The sequence below is a fragment of the Staphylococcus sp. FSL K6-0223 genome, from assembly GCF_038008285.1.
Map to the genome: position 1 here is coordinate 510,129 of NZ_JBBOYX010000002.1, position 19,630 is coordinate 529,758.

At 32.6% G+C, this 19,630-nt stretch carries 17 protein-coding genes; 1 reads left to right on the forward strand and 16 read right to left on the reverse strand.

Annotation, left to right across the window (positions count from 1 at the left end):
• Window positions 1-175: 175 nt before the first annotated feature.
• Window positions 176-1,414 carry a methionine gamma-lyase family protein gene (locus MHI13_RS13430; protein ID WP_064210590.1) on the reverse strand — a complete coding sequence of 413 codons (1,239 nt, stop codon included), beginning with the start codon at window positions 1,412-1,414 and terminating at the stop codon, window positions 176-178.
• A gap of 16 nt (window positions 1,415-1,430) precedes the next feature.
• Window positions 1,431-2,666, reverse strand: coding sequence for a GTPase HflX (gene hflX / locus MHI13_RS13435; RefSeq protein WP_064210589.1), 1,236 nt, complete (start codon window positions 2,664-2,666; stop codon window positions 1,431-1,433).
• A 111-nt stretch (window positions 2,667-2,777) separates the two neighbouring features.
• Between hflX and MHI13_RS13440 the strand changes: the two genes are divergently transcribed.
• Window positions 2,778-3,254: a glutathione peroxidase gene (locus MHI13_RS13440; protein ID WP_002433669.1), complete on the forward strand. Its 477-nt coding sequence runs from the start codon at window positions 2,778-2,780 to the stop codon at window positions 3,252-3,254.
• A 264-nt stretch (window positions 3,255-3,518) separates the two neighbouring features.
• Here the strand turns inward: MHI13_RS13440 and hfq are convergent, their stop codons facing one another.
• The 14 genes from hfq to MHI13_RS13510 form a co-directional block, all read right to left on the reverse strand.
• Window positions 3,519-3,758, reverse strand: a complete 240-nt coding sequence (hfq, locus tag MHI13_RS13445) for an RNA chaperone Hfq (RefSeq protein ID WP_064210588.1) — start codon at window positions 3,756-3,758, stop codon at window positions 3,519-3,521.
• Window positions 3,712-4,710: a tRNA (adenosine(37)-N6)-dimethylallyltransferase MiaA gene (gene miaA / locus MHI13_RS13450; RefSeq protein WP_064210587.1), complete on the reverse strand. Its 999-nt coding sequence runs from the start codon at window positions 4,708-4,710 to the stop codon at window positions 3,712-3,714. The genes hfq and miaA overlap by 47 nt, the downstream gene beginning before the upstream one ends.
• Window positions 4,711-4,714: 4 nt before the next feature.
• On the reverse strand, window positions 4,715-5,650 hold the full coding sequence (locus MHI13_RS13455) for an alpha/beta hydrolase (protein WP_064210586.1): 936 nt from the start codon (window positions 5,648-5,650) through the stop codon (window positions 4,715-4,717).
• A gap of 260 nt (window positions 5,651-5,910) precedes the next feature.
• Window positions 5,911-7,584: a glycerol-3-phosphate dehydrogenase/oxidase gene (locus MHI13_RS13460; protein WP_002470050.1), complete on the reverse strand. Its 1,674-nt coding sequence runs from the start codon at window positions 7,582-7,584 to the stop codon at window positions 5,911-5,913.
• 178 nt (window positions 7,585-7,762) lie between these two features.
• The gene (gene glpK, locus MHI13_RS13465) at window positions 7,763-9,262 is read right to left on the reverse strand and encodes a glycerol kinase GlpK (RefSeq protein WP_002433942.1); all 1,500 of its coding nucleotides are present in this window, start codon (window positions 9,260-9,262) and stop codon (window positions 7,763-7,765) included.
• Between the two features lie 148 nt (window positions 9,263-9,410).
• Complete coding sequence (locus MHI13_RS13470) at window positions 9,411-10,229, reverse strand: MIP/aquaporin family protein (RefSeq protein ID WP_064210585.1); 819 nt, start codon at window positions 10,227-10,229, stop codon at window positions 9,411-9,413.
• A gap of 303 nt (window positions 10,230-10,532) precedes the next feature.
• A complete protein-coding gene (locus MHI13_RS13475) occupies window positions 10,533-11,066 on the reverse strand; it encodes a glycerol-3-phosphate responsive antiterminator (RefSeq protein WP_002433652.1) in 534 nt (177 codons plus the stop codon).
• A 13-nt stretch (window positions 11,067-11,079) separates the two neighbouring features.
• Complete coding sequence (mutL, locus tag MHI13_RS13480) at window positions 11,080-13,047, reverse strand: DNA mismatch repair endonuclease MutL (protein ID WP_064210584.1); 1,968 nt, start codon at window positions 13,045-13,047, stop codon at window positions 11,080-11,082.
• Between the two features lie 15 nt (window positions 13,048-13,062).
• The gene (gene mutS, locus MHI13_RS13485; protein ID WP_064210583.1) at window positions 13,063-15,672 is read right to left on the reverse strand and encodes a DNA mismatch repair protein MutS; all 2,610 of its coding nucleotides are present in this window, start codon (window positions 15,670-15,672) and stop codon (window positions 13,063-13,065) included.
• Between the two features lie 202 nt (window positions 15,673-15,874).
• Entirely contained in the window at window positions 15,875-16,369 is a 495-nt protein-coding gene (thiW, locus tag MHI13_RS13490) for an energy coupling factor transporter S component ThiW (protein WP_064210582.1), read from the reverse strand.
• Between the two features lie 23 nt (window positions 16,370-16,392).
• Complete coding sequence (locus tag MHI13_RS13495) at window positions 16,393-16,758, reverse strand: RicAFT regulatory complex protein RicA family protein (protein WP_023350366.1); 366 nt, start codon at window positions 16,756-16,758, stop codon at window positions 16,393-16,395.
• Window positions 16,759-16,761: 3 nt separating this feature from the next.
• Window positions 16,762-18,306 carry a tRNA (N6-isopentenyl adenosine(37)-C2)-methylthiotransferase MiaB gene (gene miaB, locus MHI13_RS13500; protein ID WP_064210581.1) on the reverse strand — a complete coding sequence of 515 codons (1,545 nt, stop codon included), beginning with the start codon at window positions 18,304-18,306 and terminating at the stop codon, window positions 16,762-16,764.
• 192 nt (window positions 18,307-18,498) lie between these two features.
• Entirely contained in the window at window positions 18,499-18,795 is a 297-nt protein-coding gene (locus tag MHI13_RS13505; protein ID WP_030064827.1) for a thiamine-binding protein, read from the reverse strand.
• A 75-nt stretch (window positions 18,796-18,870) separates the two neighbouring features.
• Window positions 18,871-19,488 carry a poly-gamma-glutamate hydrolase family protein gene (locus tag MHI13_RS13510; protein ID WP_064210580.1) on the reverse strand — a complete coding sequence of 206 codons (618 nt, stop codon included), beginning with the start codon at window positions 19,486-19,488 and terminating at the stop codon, window positions 18,871-18,873.
• Between the last annotated feature and the right edge of the window lie 142 nt (window positions 19,489-19,630).

Sequence of the window (19,630 nt, forward strand, 5' to 3'; positions counted from 1 at the left end):
AAAATATCAAAAACCTGTCATATCAATATTTCTACTAACAAATTCATTCAAAATATTTAATTAATTTCAGGCAACAACTTATACTTTCTGAAATAATTTTATAATTTTCTGACAAAAAGTTCAAACAAATACAAAACTCTCTAAATCAAGTTTATTTAGAGAGTTAAATTAATCTTTATATCAAGTTTTGTTTTCGCAGTTGTGTAACTGCTCGTGTTACAGCTAATTTAACATGTTCATAAGTAAGTCCACCTTGTACGTATGCCTCATATGGTGGTCTAATAGGACCATCCGCTGATAATTCTATAGAGGAGCCTTGTACAAAGGTACCTGCTGCCATAATGACATCATCTTCGTATCCAGGCATATAACTAGGTTCTGGACTAAAATGTGCATTAATTGGAGAAACATGTTGTATACTTTGACAGAAAGATATCATTTGTTCTTTCGTCTCAAATTGTACCGTTTGGATTAAGTCTGTACGTTTCGCATTGTATTTAGGTGTCGTTTTCATGTTTAACTTTTCAAGAAGAAGGCTGGTAAACAATGCGCCTTTCAAACTTTGACTGACTACATGAGGCGCTAAAAAGTATCCTTGATACATTTCTTGTAAAGAATTTAAAGATGCTCCCGCTTCTTTACCAATACCTGGCGCAGTTAAGCGATAACCGCATCTCTCAATTAAATCTTTACGACCGGCTATATACCCGCCTATCTTAGCTAGGCCACCACCAGGGTTCTTAATGAGTGAACCTGCGATTAAGTCAGCCCCTACTTCAATAGGTTCTTTATCTTCAACAAATTCTCCATAGCAATTATCTACGAATATAATGACATTCGGATGCTGTGTTTTAATTGTATCAATCGCCTCTTCAATTTCATCCACCGGAATTGACGGGCGTTGATCATAACCTTTAGAACGTTGAATAGCAACAACTTTCGTTTTCTCATTTATTGCACTAAGTACAGAAGGAATATCAATTTTACCATTTTTCAATTTGACCTCGTTATAGTGCACACCATGTTCTTTTAAACTTTCTATACCATTCCCGTTCACACCTATCACTTCTAGTAAAGTGTCATATGGACTTCCAGTGATATATAACAACTCGTCACCATATTTTAAAGTACTCTGCAGAGCTAGCGTAATTGCATGGGTACCTGAAATGATTTGTGGTCTGACAAGGGCATCTTCAGCTTTAAATGTGTGAGCGTAAATTTCTTCTAAATGATCTCTACCAAAATCGTCATAACCGTACCCGGTAGATCCTTGCAAGTCACTCTCTGTAGCTTTGACATGGTGAAATGCGTCTAATACTTTTTCTTGATTGATTAACGCAGTTTTCTCAATATCTTTGAAGAATGGTGCTAAAGTCGTTTCAACTTCTTCAATTAATTTGGTCATTTCTTCCATGATTTTTCTTCCTTCTTTATTTTTTATAACCTTTAATACTATAAGTCTCATTGTCTTCATTGAAATAAAGTTCATCAACTAGTGTGTGTTGCTTTAAGAAGTACAATCGATTTGCATCTGTACTATCAACTGTTTCTTCATAATAGTCTAAATGATGTTTTATTTCATCAATCATTAAGTTTCTAACTTTATCTTTATCATTTTCATCACGACTAGATACAAATACATATGGCGATTTAGCAACTGGAGCCTCTTGAGCTTCTGTGCATAAATCTTTTTTATTGAAAATGACAGCCTGAGGTATTTGATCCATATTTAAATCATCAATGATTTGATTAACTGTATCATATTGCGTACGATGTTCAGGATGACTCGCATCAACAACGTGTAATAGTAAATCTGCATCTTTAGCTTCTTCAAGCGTAGATTTGAACGCAGCAACAAGTGTTGTAGGTAATTTCTGAATGAAACCTACTGTATCTGAAATAATAAGATTAAACCCTTCATTTATTTGTATTTGACGTGTTTTTGGGTCTAATGTTGCAAAGAGTAAATCCTTTTCGTAGGTTTCTTCATTCGCTAAAACGTTAAACCAAGATGATTTTCCAGCATTCGTATAACCAACTAAGGCAACTTGGAAAACTTGATTCTGTTCTCGTTTATTTCTATATCTTTCACGATGTTCAACTACTGATTGTAGTTGGTGCTTGATTTCATTCATGCGTGTTCTAATATGACGTCGATCCATTTCAAGTTTTGTTTCACCTGGACCTCTTGTACCTATGCCACCGCCTAAACGAGAAAGACTCTTTCCATGACCTTGCAATCGTGGTAAAAGATAATCAAGTTGTGCAAGTTCAACTTGTAATTTACCTTCTCTACTTCTTGCTCTTAATGCGAATATTTCTAAAATCAATTGGGTTCTATCGATGATTTTTATGCCCAAATTATCATTTAATGTTTTAGATTGAGCCGTCGTTAATTCATCATTTGTAACAACAACATCTATATCATGAAATTCGATGAAAGCTTTAATTTCCTCTATTTTACCTTTACCTACATAATATTTATGATCAAATTGTTCTCTATTTTGAGTGATTTGTCCCTTAACATTTAAACGGCAAGTTTGAGATAAAGCTTCTAATTCTTCCATAGTTGAATCAAAATTAAATTGATTATCCGTTTGAGCATGTACACCGATTAAAACAGCAGTCTCTAAATTCTTCTTAGTCGTATGTGGTTGCTGTGCCATGATATACATCTCCTTTTAAAAAGTTACTCAAAACATTCTATCATAGAGTATAAACAAAGACTATACGATTAAATTATGTTAAATTTGAAGTAAATCGAAAGGGTGATAGATATGGAAACAATTTATGATTTCGTAGTACAAAAAAATAATGGTGAAAATTATAAATTAGAACAGTATAAAGGCGACGTAATGCTAATCGTAAACACTGCTAGTGAATGTGGTTTTACTCCACAATTTGAAGGATTACAGAAGTTATATGATAACTATAAAGATAAAGGCTTTATCGTCTTAGGTTTCCCTTGTAATCAATTTGGCGGACAAGAACCTGGTTCAGGAGAAGAGGCCGCTCAAAATTGTAAAATTAATTATGGCGTTACTTTCCCTATTCATGAGAAAGTAGACGTTAAAGGCGACAATCAACATCCTTTATTCCGTTATTTAACTGATGCAGCAAAAGGTATGTTAAATGAAAAAATAAAATGGAATTTCACTAAATTCTTAGTTGATCGTGAGGGTAATGTCGTTAAACGCTTTTCTCCTCAGAAAAAACCAGACCAAATCGCAAGTGAAATTGAAAAATTATTATAATTAAAAATGTAAGAGTAATATAAAGTGTAACTATAATGAAAAATGCTTCATGTAATGTGTAATTATTGAAATTAAGACGAACTTCAATCAACACATTGCATGAAGCATTTTTTTATTACAAACATTCCCTTGATTTGTTCTAAAGTGCTTAGTGTTTTAAAACATTATCTTCAATAATTAAATGTATTTCATTGATTAGTAAAACCAACGATTAGATTTTACTTTCAACAAAATGGCGTTATTAATGCACTTTGATTACAACTTCTATTCTTCACTTTGTTCTTCAGTTGATTCTTCTGTTTCATTATCAACTGTGAAAGTGCTGATCGCATGTTTGTAAATCAGATGTTGTTTGCCTTGAGAATTTAAACTTACGACATATTTGTCAAAGTCTTCAATAACACCTTTCATTTGAAAGTCGTTTAAAAAGAATACAGTGACCTCAGTTTTGTCTGCTTTAAAGTTCTCTAGTGCTTGATCTTGGATGTTTTCGTTTGCAATCATGTTTAGAACTCCTTTTATTTATTTGGGTTGTAATCTCATCTAACATCATCTGAAGTGACATTTTTTCTTTATCTAACCAATGAACGTTCATTTTATTTTTAAACCAAGTTAATTGTCGTTTCGCATACTTACGTGAATGCTGTTTAAGTTTTTCAACAGCATCATCCATCTGTATATGACCTTTTACTACAGGTACGAGTTCTTTATATCCAATTGCTTGCATACTTTGACTTGATTCAAAACCTTGTTCTACGAGGTCTTGCACTTCATTAAATAATCCGTGACCCAACATAATATCGACACGTTTATTTATTTTAAAATATAATGTTTCGCGCGACATTTCAATCCCTAATAATAATGTATCATAATTTTCAGTAAATTGTTGCACTTTCTTGCGAGAACTTAAAAGTTTTTTTGTTTTTAAATAGTATTCTATCGCTCGAAGTACTCTTTTTCGATTATTTGGATGAATATCTTCTGCAGAGTCACTATCAAATGATACTAGATACTGATGCAATTCTTCATTATTATAGTGTTTTAATTCTTCAAGTTGCGCTTGAACACGTTTCATTTGCTCTTCTGAAATAGTTTCATCTTCAAATGCATAATTATAAAGTAATGATTGTATGTAAAGGCCCGTGCCACCCGCGATAATAGGTAATTTACCTCTATTTGTAATATCTTCAATACATGCTTCTGCACGTTTTTTAAATTCAAATGCCGAAAACGACTCATCTGGTTCTAAGATGTCTATCATATGATGCGTGATACCATCCATTTCATCTTGTGTTACTTTAGCTGTTCCAATATCCATATTTTTATATACTTGCATTGAATCGCCACTAATGATTTCTCCATTAAATTTTTTGGCAACTTCAATACTTAATTCAGTTTTACCTGATGCTGTTGGTCCAACAATAACAACAATAAATGGCTTATGTTGATTCGTCATTTCGTTATTCACTCACTTTATTTTTCTTTAAAATTTGTTTCTCTATCCATTCAAACATATGTTGCCACGTTGTTTGATAATCGTCCTCAAATAAAATTTCATGTCTTTTATTTTTATATAGCTGAACAGTAATGTGCTTAATACCTGATTTTTTATACAATTTACCTAATTGTTTGATTCCTTTTCCATAATCACCAAATGGATCTTCTTTTCCTGAAATCAATAAAATTGGCAATTGTTTGTTAAGTTTATCTAGACATTTAGGTTCTATTGTTAACATCATAAATTTTACAGTTTGATAAATTAACTGATTAGATACTTTGAAACCACAGTATTCATCTTTAACAAATTTCTCTACCTCATCACGTCTTGTAGATATCCAATCACTTTCAGTTAAGGGATTGTCTATTCGTTTGTTAAATGATTTATTAACTAATTTATTCACCCAATTTACTCGACGGCGTTTTCCTAAGATCATCGTAATGAGTTTCAAAGCGAAAGTCGCCGGAACACCCTTCCATTTCGGGAACATGCCAGTACCTGTTAATATTAATCCATCTGCAAATTCTGGGTATCTCATAACAAATAATCTTGCAATAATAGAGCCCATAGAATGTCCAAGGACAACGTAAGGAACTTTAAGTTCAGTACCATATAGTGTTTCAACTATCTCATACGCATCATCAGCGATTTGAGACATACTCTCAAAGTGACCCCGTTCAACTTCATCAATATCTTTACCATGACCACGATGATTGTGTCTTAAAACATCGTATCCTTGTATATTCAACGCATTTACTAACTCGTCATAACGGTCCATATGTTCAGCCATTCCATGAAAAAGATGAATAATACCGATAGTATTTTTCTTCGCTTTATCAACTTTAACTTCAATCATTGTTCCATCTTCAACAGTAATTTTAAATTGACTTTGACTCACATCATATGCCCCCGATCGATCTTTCTAACTTCAAATTTAGGTTTAATTCAATGCGTTCATTAAAACCATTTTATAAATAATATACCGTGAGACATTGATGTAATCAAATCGTTTGCATATTAACATTACCCTCATTAATCATTTATTTTTAGAAAATGATGGCACAAAATTTGCAAATTAAAAAACTACTTATGAATGAAAGCGAGAGCCAACATTCACAAGTAGTTTATTAGATATTCATACGTTTTAATTCAACATGCTTATTCTTTAACTGCTGGTTGATTATTTCCAGTACGTGCTTGATCAATTGCTTCTTCTACTTCTTTAGTGTAAGACTCTTTTTGAGCATCTGAATAGTTAAGCATATCAGCCATAACGTCAATAACAGCATCTTTATAATCTAAAACATCTTGAATATTGAAGTATAATTTACCTGAACGACGTACTAAGAAGTCAGTTGGTTTGTAAACCATTTCTTGTTGGATTCCGTAAACTAATTCCACATAAATTTCCAATGGTAAATGATTATCTTGTTGTTTAGCAGTTTGAGCTATGTTGAATAAATGATCTACGTTAGAACCATATTTACTAGCTAATCTACGTGCAACATCTTCTTCAATACCAAATCCTTTGGCTGCGTCAACTTTTTGGTCAACAAAGTGTTGATAGTTTTTACTACCACCTACGTCACCGCCAGAAATTTTAAGATATTTAGTTGCACATGGTTCAAATTTAAGTCCATGTTCTTGTTTTAAACGTTTAGCTAATAAGTCAACAATATCTAGTGCCATATGACGATAACCTGTTAACTTACCACCAGCAATAGTAAGTAGGCCTGATTCACCTTCCCAAACTTCATCTTTACGAGAAATTTCAGATGGGTCTTTACCTTCTTCTAAGATTAATGGACGAACACCTGCCCAAGTTGATTCGATATCTTCATCTTTAACATTAACACTTGGGAACATGTAATTAATCGCATCAATGAGATAATCTCTATCTTCTTGTGTAGTTAATGGTGTTGCTTTTTCGTTATCATAGAAAGTATCAGTTGTACCAACATATGCTTTACCTTCACGAGGTATAGCGAAAATCATACGACCATCTTTTTCAGTGTCGAAATAAACTGCTTGGCCTAATGGGAATTTAGATTGGTCGATAACAACGTGCACACCTTTAGTTAAACGTAGTTGTTTATTATTACGTGCATAGTCACCACTTCTCACTTCATCAACCCATGGACCAGAAGCATTAATTACTTTTTTAGCTTTAATACCGTATGTTTCTCCGTCAATCATATCTAATACTTCGATACCATTAACTTTTTTATTTGAATCATAAGTGAAATGTTCTGAACGAGTATAGTTAATGATTTCTGCACCTTTTTCAGCTGCTTTTTTCATAACTTCAATAGTTAAACGAGCGTCATCAGTACGGTATTCAACGTAATAACCGCCACCTTTTAAGCCTTCTTGTTTAACTAATGGTTCTTTATCTAGTGTATCTTGTCTAGATAACATTTTTTTACGTTCAGATTTTTTAACACCAGCTAGTCTATCATACATTGTTAAACCGATAGCTGTTGAGAATTTACCGAATGTACCACCTTTATGCATTGGTAACAGCATCCATTCAGGTGTAGTTACATGTGGACCATTCTCATAAACAATTGCACGTTCTTTACCAGTTTCAGCAACAACGCCAACTTGTAATTGTTTTAAATATCTTAAACCACCATGAACAAGTTTAGTAGATCTAGAACTTGTACCTTGTGCGAAATCTTGCATTTCAACTAATGCTACTTTCATACCGCGGTTACTAGCGTCAAGAGCAATACCTGCACCTGTAATACCACCACCGACGATAACAACGTCATATTCATTTTCTCTTAAATTTTTCTTGATATGATCTCTTTTCAATGTAGATAATGCCATTATCTAAACGCCTCCTAGAAATAAATAAAAAACGAGACACCTATCCCACAACAACATTTAATTGTTTTGTACGAACAGATCTCTCGTTTCTCGATTTTCTTATTAACTTAAATAAAGTATATCACATTTAAGAAAATCAAGTCCATTTATTGCTCATTTTTCCTTTAAAAAATTTGTCTTAATCTTCTAATTTGAATACTTGAGTTGCTTCAACAGCTTTTTTCCAGCCTTTGTATAACTTAGTGCGTTGTTCATCTTCCATTTTTGGTTCAAATTCAGTTTCAAGCTTCCAACGTTCTCTAATATCTTCTTTATCGTCCCAGAATCCTACAGCTAAACCTGCTAAGTATGCAGCACCTAAAGCAGTAGTTTCTTGAATTTCAGGTCTTTCAACTGCTGTATTAACGATATCAGCTTGGAATTGCATTAGGAAGTTATTTTTAACTGCACCACCATCTACACGTAAGTTTTGTACTTCAATAGATGAATCTTTTGACATTGCTTCCATAACATCACGTGTTTGATAGCATAGTGATTCTAATGTTGCACGGATGAAGTGTTCCTTTTCAGTACCGCGAGTTAATCCGAAGAATGCGCCTCTAGCATCAGAATCCCAATAAGGCGTACCTAAGCCTACAAATGCTGGAACCATATAAACGCCTTCAGTTGAGTCCACACGTGAAGCGTAGTTCTCAGTTTGAGGTGCAGAATTAATCATTCTCAAACCATCACGTAACCATTGGATAGCTGAACCTGAAACAAAGATTGAACCTTCAAGCGCATAGTTCACTTTGCCGTCAATACCATATGCAATAGTTGTTAATAATCCACTTTCTGATTTAACCGCTTCTTCACCAGTGTTCATTAACATAAAGCCACCTGTACCGTAAGTGTTTTTAACGTCACCACGGTCGAAACAAGCTTGACCAAATAATGCAGCTTGTTGGTCACCAGCGATACCGGCAATAGGTACTTCTTGACCGAAGAAGTGATAATCTATAGTTTTAGCATACACTTCGCTTGATTCTTTAACTTCAGGAAGCATTTGTTTAGGAACATCTAAAATGTCTAATAGTTCATCATCCCATTTTAAATCATGAATATTGAACATTAAAGTACGACTAGCATTCGTATAATCAGTGATATGAGCCGCTTTACCTGACAACTTCCAAACTAACCAAGAATCAATAGTTCCGAATAATAAGTCTCCATTTTCTGCTTTCTCTCTTGCGCCATCAACATTATCTAAAATCCATTTTACTTTAGTTCCTGCAAAATAAGGGTCTAATAGTAAACCTGTTTTATCTCTGAATGTTTCTTCATACCCTTGATCTTTTAATTCAGTACAAATATCTTGCGTTTGACGTGATTGCCAAACTATCGCGTGATAAATTGGTCGTCCGGTATTTTTATCCCAAACCACTGTTGTTTCACGTTGGTTAGTAATACCGATACCTTCAATTTGTTCAGATTGAATATCATTTTCATTCATAACTTCAGCCATTACTGAAAGAACTGAAGTCCAAATTTCGTTAGCATCATGTTCTACCCAACCTGAGTGTGGAAAATGTTGTTTAAATTCACGTTGAGAAACGCCTTTAATTTCTCCATCTTTATTAAATAAGATTGCACGTGAACTTGTTGTTCCCTGATCGATTGATAAAATATATTTTTCCATAGGTTTTGACTCCTTTTGATGTGATTAATAATAAGCTTTATAAAGTTAACATTTTAAAACTATTTATAAAGTATCAACCATTATATCTATACACATAATTGAGAAATTTTAATCCCGATAATTATAATTATCTAATATATTGTTACTATTAGTAAATTGATTCAATGTCACCTTTTTTTGAAGATTTATTTAAAATCAACCCTAATACTAGAGTGATTACTACTACTAAAATTCCAACGACACAACTTACATTAAATGTTTGTTTATAAAATACTTCGTAAATGACTGCACCGAGCATACCACCTGCAATAGGACCTAACACAGGCACTATAGCATATGACCAATTAGATTTACCCTTTCCTGCAATTGGCAATATTGCATGGGCAATACGTGGGCCTAAGTCACGAGCTGGGTTAATTGCATAACCAGTAGGGCCTCCTAAACTTAAACCAATTGCTACAATTAAAGCGCCAACAATAAGCGGGTTTAATCCGTCAGCAATTTTATTTACACCAATAAATAGAATACCTAAAGTTAAAGCCATTGTACCGATTATCTCACTTAAAAAGTTAGCGAAATAATTTTTGATACCAGGTGCTGTAGAGAACACGCCTAATTTAACGTCAGGTTCTTCAGTGACTTTCCAATGTGGAAGATACATTAACCAAACGAGGGCACCACCAACGATACCACCTAACATCTGGCAAATGATATATCCTGGTACTTGAGCCCAACTGAATCCGCCATCCATGGCAAGAGCTATAGTTACAGCTGGGTTTAAATGTGCACCTGAGAATTTACCGACAGCGTAGGCACCCATTGACACGGCAAGTCCCCAACCCGCTGCGATAACAATCCAGTCAGCGTTGTTGCCTGCACTTCTCTTCAAGTTGACGTTTGCACATACGCCACCCCCGAAAAGGATTAGAATCGCAGTTCCTAAAAATTCTGCTAAATAAGCATTCATATAAATTCCTCCCAAAAAACAGAGAGACCCCTACCATAGCGATATTAAGCTCGTAGAAATCTCCCAGTCTCTGTTCTATTATTAACTTTTAAACTTGATACAATTTTACTATTGTGTTGTAAGCGTTGTCAATAACTTTGTAAAATAATTGTCATAATTAGTATTTATAATTATAAAAATAGTGATGAAATATTATTGATAACCAAAACACTTATTAAATATTTTAGTTTTATTGATAATTTTTTATAAAAAAAGAGTTGCTCAAAGAAGAAAATCATTCTTTAAACAACTCATAATTTGTAACTACCAGAGCTTTTGATAGCTTGTAGTAACATATTTAGCTCCACTAGATATGGCTTCTTGAATTTCTGCTTCATCATTGATTAATCCGCCCGCAATGACTGATGTTGTAGTCTCTTTTTGAATTTGATTAATCGCTTTACTAGCTATACCTGGTAATACTTCGACAAAATCTGGTTCGACTTTTTTAATTAACTCTATACTTCTAGTAAGTGCTTGGCTATCAATAATAAACACTCTAAATATCGTTAAGGTATTTAATGATTTAGCTTTCCTAATCACTTTTGTTTTTGTAGAAACGATACCTTTTGGTTGATATTGTTGAATGATATATTCACAAGCAAATTCATCATGGCTCAATCCTTTAATCAAATCGATATGAATATAACACTCTATATTATATTGCTTTAGTAACCCCATAATACTTTTCAAATGGCCGATATGCATATCTAACAATACACAAGCTTTATAGTTCGTCTTCGTTAATCTTTCAAGATCCCTCATGTTTCTAATAGCTGGTAAAATATTTTCTTTCAAGATAACAGCTCCTCTACATCACTCGTTTAAATAGTTTTTCTAATTCATAATTTGAAAAATTGATTATAATTGGTCTACCATGCGGACACGTAAATGGATCTTCTGCTTCTCTTAGTTGGTCAATTAAATCTGACATTTCATTATTTTTTAAATAATGATTAGCTTTAATAGATTTCTTACAAGACATCATAATCGCTGCATCTTCTCTTATCTTTTTCACATCTACTTTTTTATTTTCTAAAACTAACTCAATCATATCTTTAATTATTTCCTGTGCTTCAGCTTTTGGAAACCATACTGGATAACTATTTACAATATAATCATGACCACCAAAATGCTCTAGGTGTATTCCGACTTTATCTAATTCATCTATATACTGGTCAATAATCATTTGTTCATCTTTTGAGAAATGAAATGTAAGAGGTATAAGTAAATTTTGAACTTCGTTAGATACTTCTCCTATTTTATCTCTAAAATATTCATACTTTATTCTCTCTTGCGCTGCGTGTTGATCTATCATAAACATACCATTTTCATTTTGAGCAATAATATACGTTCCATGAACTTGGCCCACAACTTCCATGTATGGTACACGTCGCTTAGGATCTTGACTCACTGTACCTTTAATATCTTCTTCGTTTTTAGAGGTTGATTCAGTATTTAAAAGGTAATCGTCCTCCATATCATTAAGTATGTCTTTTTGAACTTGAGAGTAATTATCCTCTTCGGAACGTTGTATATTATGAGAGGTAAATTCTTGCTCATTTTCATGGTTTGATAAAGTAGTATTTGTATCTTGGTAATTATTGATACCTTCTCTAATTTCTGAATCATTAGTATTGTAATGGTCCTTATTAGATGAAGGATGGGCGGTTGTTGAGTCGTCATTTGCCACTTCAGAATTTCTTTTTTCGAAATCCATTTTTTGTTGTTCAAATGATTCAAGGACTTTATTCTTTTTAGGTGTTCGGTCTAAATCATTTTGAGGTATTAGAATTCTATCTTTGAAGGCCTCTCTAATTTTTTCAACTATTAAATCATATAACTGGTCCTCTTTTGATAAACGAACTTCTAACTTAGTTGGATGCACATTAACATCTACTAAAATAGGATCCATTTCAATGTTGATATAGCAAATTGGATATCTGCCTATAGTTAATAATGTATGGTATCCTTCTAAAATAGCTTTGTTAAGAATAAAATTCTTGATATATCTACCATTAATAAAAATTGAAATATAATGCTTGTTACTTCTTGAATGTTCAGGCTTTGCAAAGAAACCTTCAAGATGATAATCACTTGTATCTCCTGAAATATGTACTAAATCTTTAGCAACTCTCATTCCATATATCTCTGCCATCACTTCATTCGTGCGACCTGAACCGTTCGTGCTTATTAGTGTTTTGCCATCAGACACTAAAGAGATTCTAATATCAGGATGACTCATCGCCATTCGATTAACAATATCAGTTATCTTCCCTAATTCTGTATAAAGACTTTTAATATATTTTAAGCGCGCTGGTGTATTATAGAATAAGGATTCAACTAATATGTCTGTACCTTTTTTAGCTTTTGCTGGCTTACGATTAACGATCTCACCATTTTCAGCATATACTTCAAAGCCATTTTCATTATCTGTACACGTTTTTAATGTCACTTTAGATACTGATGAAATACTGGCTAAAGCCTCACCACGAAATCCTAAAGTTCTAATATGGAATAAGTCATCATCAACATCTAATTTGCTTGTTGCGTGTCTATGAAAGACAAGACTTAAATCATCTTGCTCAATACCTGTGCCGTTATCAACAACTCTAATTGAAGAAATACCTGATTGTTCCACTTCAATATTTATCTCGGTGGATTTTGCATCAATCGCGTTCTCCAATAATTCTTTAACTACAGAGCTGGGTCTCTCTACAACTTCGCCGGCTGCAATTTTGTTAGCTAATGAGGTTTGTAATTCTTTTATTTTTCCCATTTCTTACACCTACCTCTATCTTAATTGATTCTGTAACTCACTTAATTTCACAAGTGCTTCTATAGGCGTCATATTGGATAAATTCAAATTTTTAATTTCTAATTCTAATTCACTTTGTTCTTCACTATTATCAAATAAATCAAATGCAGCTTGTTCAAATGAATCTTTGATCATTGATTTGTCGTCACTATTGTGATGCTCATTTTTTACATTTTCATCATTTGTATGATTATTTGGTAATTCATTAGGCATAATTTGATTAGATGGTTTTTGTTCAAATTCATCTAGTATTACTTGAGCTCGACTTATTACTTCTTCTGGCAAATCAGCTAATTTAGCTACTTGTATACCATAACTATCATCGACGGCTCCATCTTTAACTTTATGCAAGAATATCAGTTCTCCTTGATATTCATCAGCAGCTACATGTACATTTTTTAAACATGGTAACATTTGATCTAGTGAAGTTAATTCATGATAATGAGTTGAAAATAATGTTTTAGCATGAGAAGTTTGTGCTACATACTCAATCATGGCTTGTGCTAAAGCAAGTCCATCATAAGTAGATGTCCCTCTACCAATTTCATCAAAAATAATTAAACTATTTTCTGTAGCATAAGTTAACGCTTTTTGTGCTTCCAACATCTCTACCATAAATGTACTTTTACCTGAAACTAAGTCGTCAGCTGCACCTATTCTAGTAAAAATTTGATCAAATATAGGTAATATAGCAGAATCACAAGGTACGTATGCTCCCATTTGTGCCATAATGCTAATAATTGCTACTTGTCTCATGTAAGTTGACTTACCAGACATATTTGGCCCAGTTATGAGATAAATAAATGTATCATTGTTTAAACTACAATCGTTCGGCACATAATCGTTATGATCCATAACTCTCTCAACCACTGGATGTCTCGAATTCTCTAAATGTAAGGTTTTATCATCACTGAAAGATGGTCTTACATAATTATATTTTTGCGCAATTTCAGCAAAACTCTGTAGACAATCTAATTCAGAAATAATTTTAGCTTGTTGTTGTAACCTTTCGGTGTAAGTTTTAATGTGCTCACGCAATTTAACGAATAATTGATACTCTAATTCAATCGCTTTATCTTCGGCACCTAAAATGATATCCTCTTTTTCTTTCAATTCATCTGTAATAAAACGCTCTGCATTGGATAATGTTTGTTTGCGATTGTAGCCATAATCGCTAGGTTCAAATCCTTGCAAATTAGCACGTGTGATTTCAATAAAATAACCAAAAACCTTATTAAAACTTATCTTAAGAGACTTGATACCTGTACGCTCACGTTCCTTAGCCTGTAATTCTGCTAACCAATTTTTACCGTTCTTAGAAGCTTCTAAGTATTCATCTAGTTGTTCATTGAAACCTGTCTTGAATAATCCACCATCTTTAACTGAAATTGGAGGTTCTTCTACTAAACTCTCTTCTAATAATTCTAAAAGATCATCTAACGGCTCAAGCTCACTAAATTGAGTAGTAGTTTGAGCATCTAATTCATTAAGTAATTCTTTAATATGTGGAATCTCTGATATTGAGTGCTTGAGCTGAATTAAATCTCTGGCATTCACGTTGCCATAACTGACTCTACCTACCAATCTTTCAATATCATAAACTTGATTTAAATAATTTCGTAAGGTATCTCTTTCGATAAAACGATTAATAAATTCTTCAACTATATTTAATCGATCATTAATTTGGTCTTTACTAATTAAAGGTCTATCTACCCATTGTTTTAATCTTCTAGCACCCATTGGTGTTTTTGTTTCATCCATCAACCAAAGTAAAGTACCCTTTTTAGATTTGAGTCTAATACTCTCTGTTAGTTCTAGATTACGTTTGGCATAGAAGTCCATCTTCATGAAATCAACAGCCGCATATTGTACAACTTCTTCTATATGAGATAAGTCTCTCTTTTGAGTATGATGAATATAATCTAGTAATAATTGTGCAGATTTATACATTAGATTATGAGTAAGCTTATTAGTCTCGTATTGTTCATTTGATAGAGTCTCACGTACTGTAATTGTTTCTGTAGTCATACTAATTTGGCGTTTGAGTTCTTCAGATAATGCTTCATTAACAACAATTTCATTAGGATTTATCGTCGTTATTTCATTTAATAACGTCGCTTCGTCTTGAAAATGGGTAGACTTAAATTCTCCAGTAGAAACATCACAATAACTAAGTGCTATTCCTTCATCTTTTACAAAACTAAGAATGTAGTTATTTTGTTTTTCATCTACGCCACCTTGTTCCATGACTGTACCAGGAGTGACAATTCTTACAACTTCTCTTTTAACCATGCCTTTTGTTTGTTTAGGGTCTTCCATCTGTTCACAAATCGCTACTTTATAACCATTATTAATTAAGGTTTCAATATAACTATCTGCTGAATGATACGGTACGCCACACATTGGGATTGGATTTTCTTTTTTAGCGTCTCTTTTAGTTAAGGTGATTTCAAGTACTCTTGAGGCTTCTTTGGCATCTTCAAAGAACATTTCATAGAAATCGCCGAGTCTAAAAAATAATAAACAATCATCATATTCTGATTTTATTTTTAAATATTGTTGCATCATCGGTGTTACATTCGCCATTTCTATTTTCACAACCCTTATTTATAAATATTTTTCTATTTTTAAAATTTTTTACGCACTGTTTTAACTCATACATTTTAACATATAAATATGTAACTCGCTTAATCAAAAAGTGAATAAAAAAGCACGCTCTATTATACGAATTAAACAGAGTTACCCCATTTATTTAATCCCTTAATAATAAAGCGTACATGATAATTAATTATTTCTTTTTAAATTTATCTAATAACCCGCGTCTTTTTAAAATAATAAGTATTATATAGCTAATTAGAGAACCAATTACACTTGAAACCATAAACGCTATCATTAATGGTTTTACAAAGAAGTCTTCCATTCCCATAAACCATGCTAAAGGTATACACATTAAACTTCCTATGACACCAGTTCCTAAAACTTCTCCAACTGATGCCATGAAAATATGTTTTCTATACATGTAGAATATACTAGACAAGAGAACTCCAATCATACTACCCGGGAAAGCAAAAGGACTACCTGTTCCAAAACTAATTCTTAAAATGGAAGAAATAAGCGCTTGAGCTAATCCATACCATGGTCCAACAAACACAGCGCATAAAACATTAATAAAATGTTGAACTGGCGCTGCTTTTATAGGTCCCAAAGGTATTACAATAAGACTACTTAATACAACGTTGATTGCGATTAAAAATGCGGTTATAGTCAAATTCCTTATTTTCATAGCATTTACTCCTCAATTAGCTTTTATTCCTTATGCTCTCGTTTGTTATGTTCATTAAGTCTATCTTCCATTGTTTTGATCATCATTTGTAATAAATCATTTGCATCGTATTGTGCAGAACGAAATTCTTCGACTATTGGTAAATTATTTATTTCATCTTCAATATGATGAATTTGATTTTCAGATTGTCGGAAGGCAGTATCTTTCCCATAATTTTGAAAGTTGACAGATTGTTTTTGTTGATTTTTTAGACTTTTCATCTTACTTTCAATTGTTTTATTATTATGGATTTGCTGTTCAATCGATTGGTAATCTTTAACAACATCTAGGTCATTAATGCGTTGCGCTAGTATATCTGCATGTTTTAAGATATCCTCTTTTGAATACATTGTTTAATGAACCACCATTGCCTTTTGATGTTCTTTCACAAATGTTCCATTTAATGAATATTGTTTTGCTTCATCGATTTTAACATCAACAAGTTTTCCAATCATTTCTTTAGGAGCTTTAAAGTTGACTAGTTTATTTTTATCAGTGTAACCAGCTAATACTGTGTCATCCTTTTTACTAGCTCCTTCACACAATACTGTAACGATTTTACCTTCATACTTACTCATAGCTTTTTGAGAGTATTCACCTACTTTTTTATTTAACCTTTGTAATCGTTCTTTTTTCACTTCAGTAGACACATTATCTTTCATTTTAGCAGCTGGTGTTCCATCTCTTTGAGAGTATAGATAAGTATAAGCATGTTCAAATTCTACTTCATCATATAACGATAGCGTTTCTTCAAATTGTTCTTCAGTTTCATTAGGATATCCTACAATAATATCTGTTGTTAACGCTATATTAGGAATTGCAGTTTTTATTCTATTTACTAAATCAAGATAGCTTTCACGAGTATATTTACGACCCATAATTTTTAAAACGGCATTGTTTCCTGATTGAACTGGTAGATGAATGTGAGGAACTATATTACCACCATTTGCTATAACTTCAATCATACGATCCGTAAAGTCCCAAGGGTGACTTGTTGTAAATCTTACTCTTGGTATATCAATCTTAGATATATCTTCTAGTAAATCACCAAGTCCATAATCTAGATCTTCAATATCTTTACCATAGGAATTTACATTTTGACCTAATAAAGTAATTTCTTGATAGCCTTCTCTTGCTAATTCTCTTACTTCATTAATAATATCTTCAGGGCGACGGCTACGTTCCTTACCTCTCGTGAAAGGTACGATACAATATGTACAGAATTTATCACATCCATACATAATATTAACCCAAGCTTTAATACTACCTTCTCTTACCTTAGGAAGATTTTCAATAACATCTCCCTCTTTAGACCAAACTTCTACTACCATTGCTTTAGATAAATACGCTTCTTCTAAAATTTCAGGTAAGTGATGGATGTTATGTGTACCAAATATCATGTCTACATTTTGATAAGATTTTAGAATTTTATTTACTACTGATTCTTCTTGAGACATACATCCACATACCCCGATTAGACAATCAGGACGTTCTTTTTTAAGATGTTTTAAATTTCCAATTTCACTAAAAACTTTGTTTTCCGCATTTTCCCGAATAGCACAAGTATTAATTAAAATTACATCTGCTTGATTAATATCAGTTGTCGCACTATAACCTAAAGCCTTTAATATCCCCGCCATAACTTCAGTATCATGTGCATTCATTTGACAACCATACGTTTTAATTAAAAAAGTACGACCGTTACCCATGTTTTTATACTTTTCATCAATATGAAAGTCTCTATTATATTGTACCTCTTGTTTCCCACGTTTTTTTGCTTCTTTTAAACTAGGTGGTTGATACACTTGTTCAAAGTATTTGCTATAGTCTTTTTCAGCTTTACGATCACGCTCAGCTAAAATGTTTATCGTACCAGCTTTTCTTTGTTCTTCATTCACTTTGAAAAATCCTTTCTATAAGCCCATAATCATTACTACATTATATTAAATTTAAAGTTAAAGTGCAAAAAGACGTTTTGTTTTATTTTTCAAAAATGACATATAAAAAGAGACAAATCAAACCTTTTAAGCTTAATTTGTCTCTAACCTATTATAAAAAATTTAAAATTAGTATATTATGTGATGCTTAGTTTATTCTTCATCATATTTGCCAGTTAATGTCTCAATATCAATTCCTTCAGGGACGTGATAAAATTTAACTTGGCTAATAATACTTGGACATTCTAATTCAACCATTCTCTCATTAAGTTTTTGAATTAGAATAAGACACTCACTCATTTCTCCTTGAACAGTTGTTTCCAATGGCCCTACTCTATAATGCATTCCTGATTCATCAATAATTTTAATTGCCTCATCAACATAAGGAATCACATCTTCATTGTTTGGAGTTCTAGGAATTATTTGTACACTCATTAAAGTATCTTGCACTACAATATCACTCCTTTTATTTATACAATCATATACTCATATTTTAACATTCATAAAGTAAGTATACGCTAAAGACTAAACTTGTTGTAGTGCTTTAATTGTTGCATCTGCAAAGTCGTACATTAAGTCACCCCAGTTATCTCGGTCTTCACGACTTTTACGTGAACTTTTGTTATTCACAAATAATTCTTTTCTAAGACTTGAAGTTAACTCGATTTGAACGCCAGCATTATTCTTAGTTAAATTAATAATATTTTCATCTTGCTTCCCAGCCATCGTATTCGGCGCTTCTTGTACCTTTATACCTACATCTGATAACGTATCACTTAATATATCAATAAGTTGCTGATCATTGCCTCCAAGATAAGCCACACTATCTTCGCCTTTACAACCATGCAATGCTATCGCTCTTTCACTTTTTTCAACAATTTTAATAGCTTGTGGGTCATCGTAATTTGTAGATGTAACATGCAATTCATTATTGCCTTTACTACGTAATCCCTTAAAAGAAAAATAATTATAATTTCCTTTATCAGCAATCACTTGTGCTAACTCAGTCGTAGCTGGTTCAATACCACCACCGTGAATCGCTAAGATTGATACATTACTATCTTTATCATCTGTTTCAATTTCCCAATCTTCATTTTCCACAGTTACGTTTTCTAATTCTTTCATTGATTTAAATCTATCCATGACTACCTCCAATAAGATTGTTTATTTTGCATATTCCCAAAATAAATAATTTAAAAAGTCATTTACGCAATTTAAATATTTTTAATCAAGAATTAAAATATAGATTTTCATCATAAAAAAACTGAGCACCCCATGAAGGCAC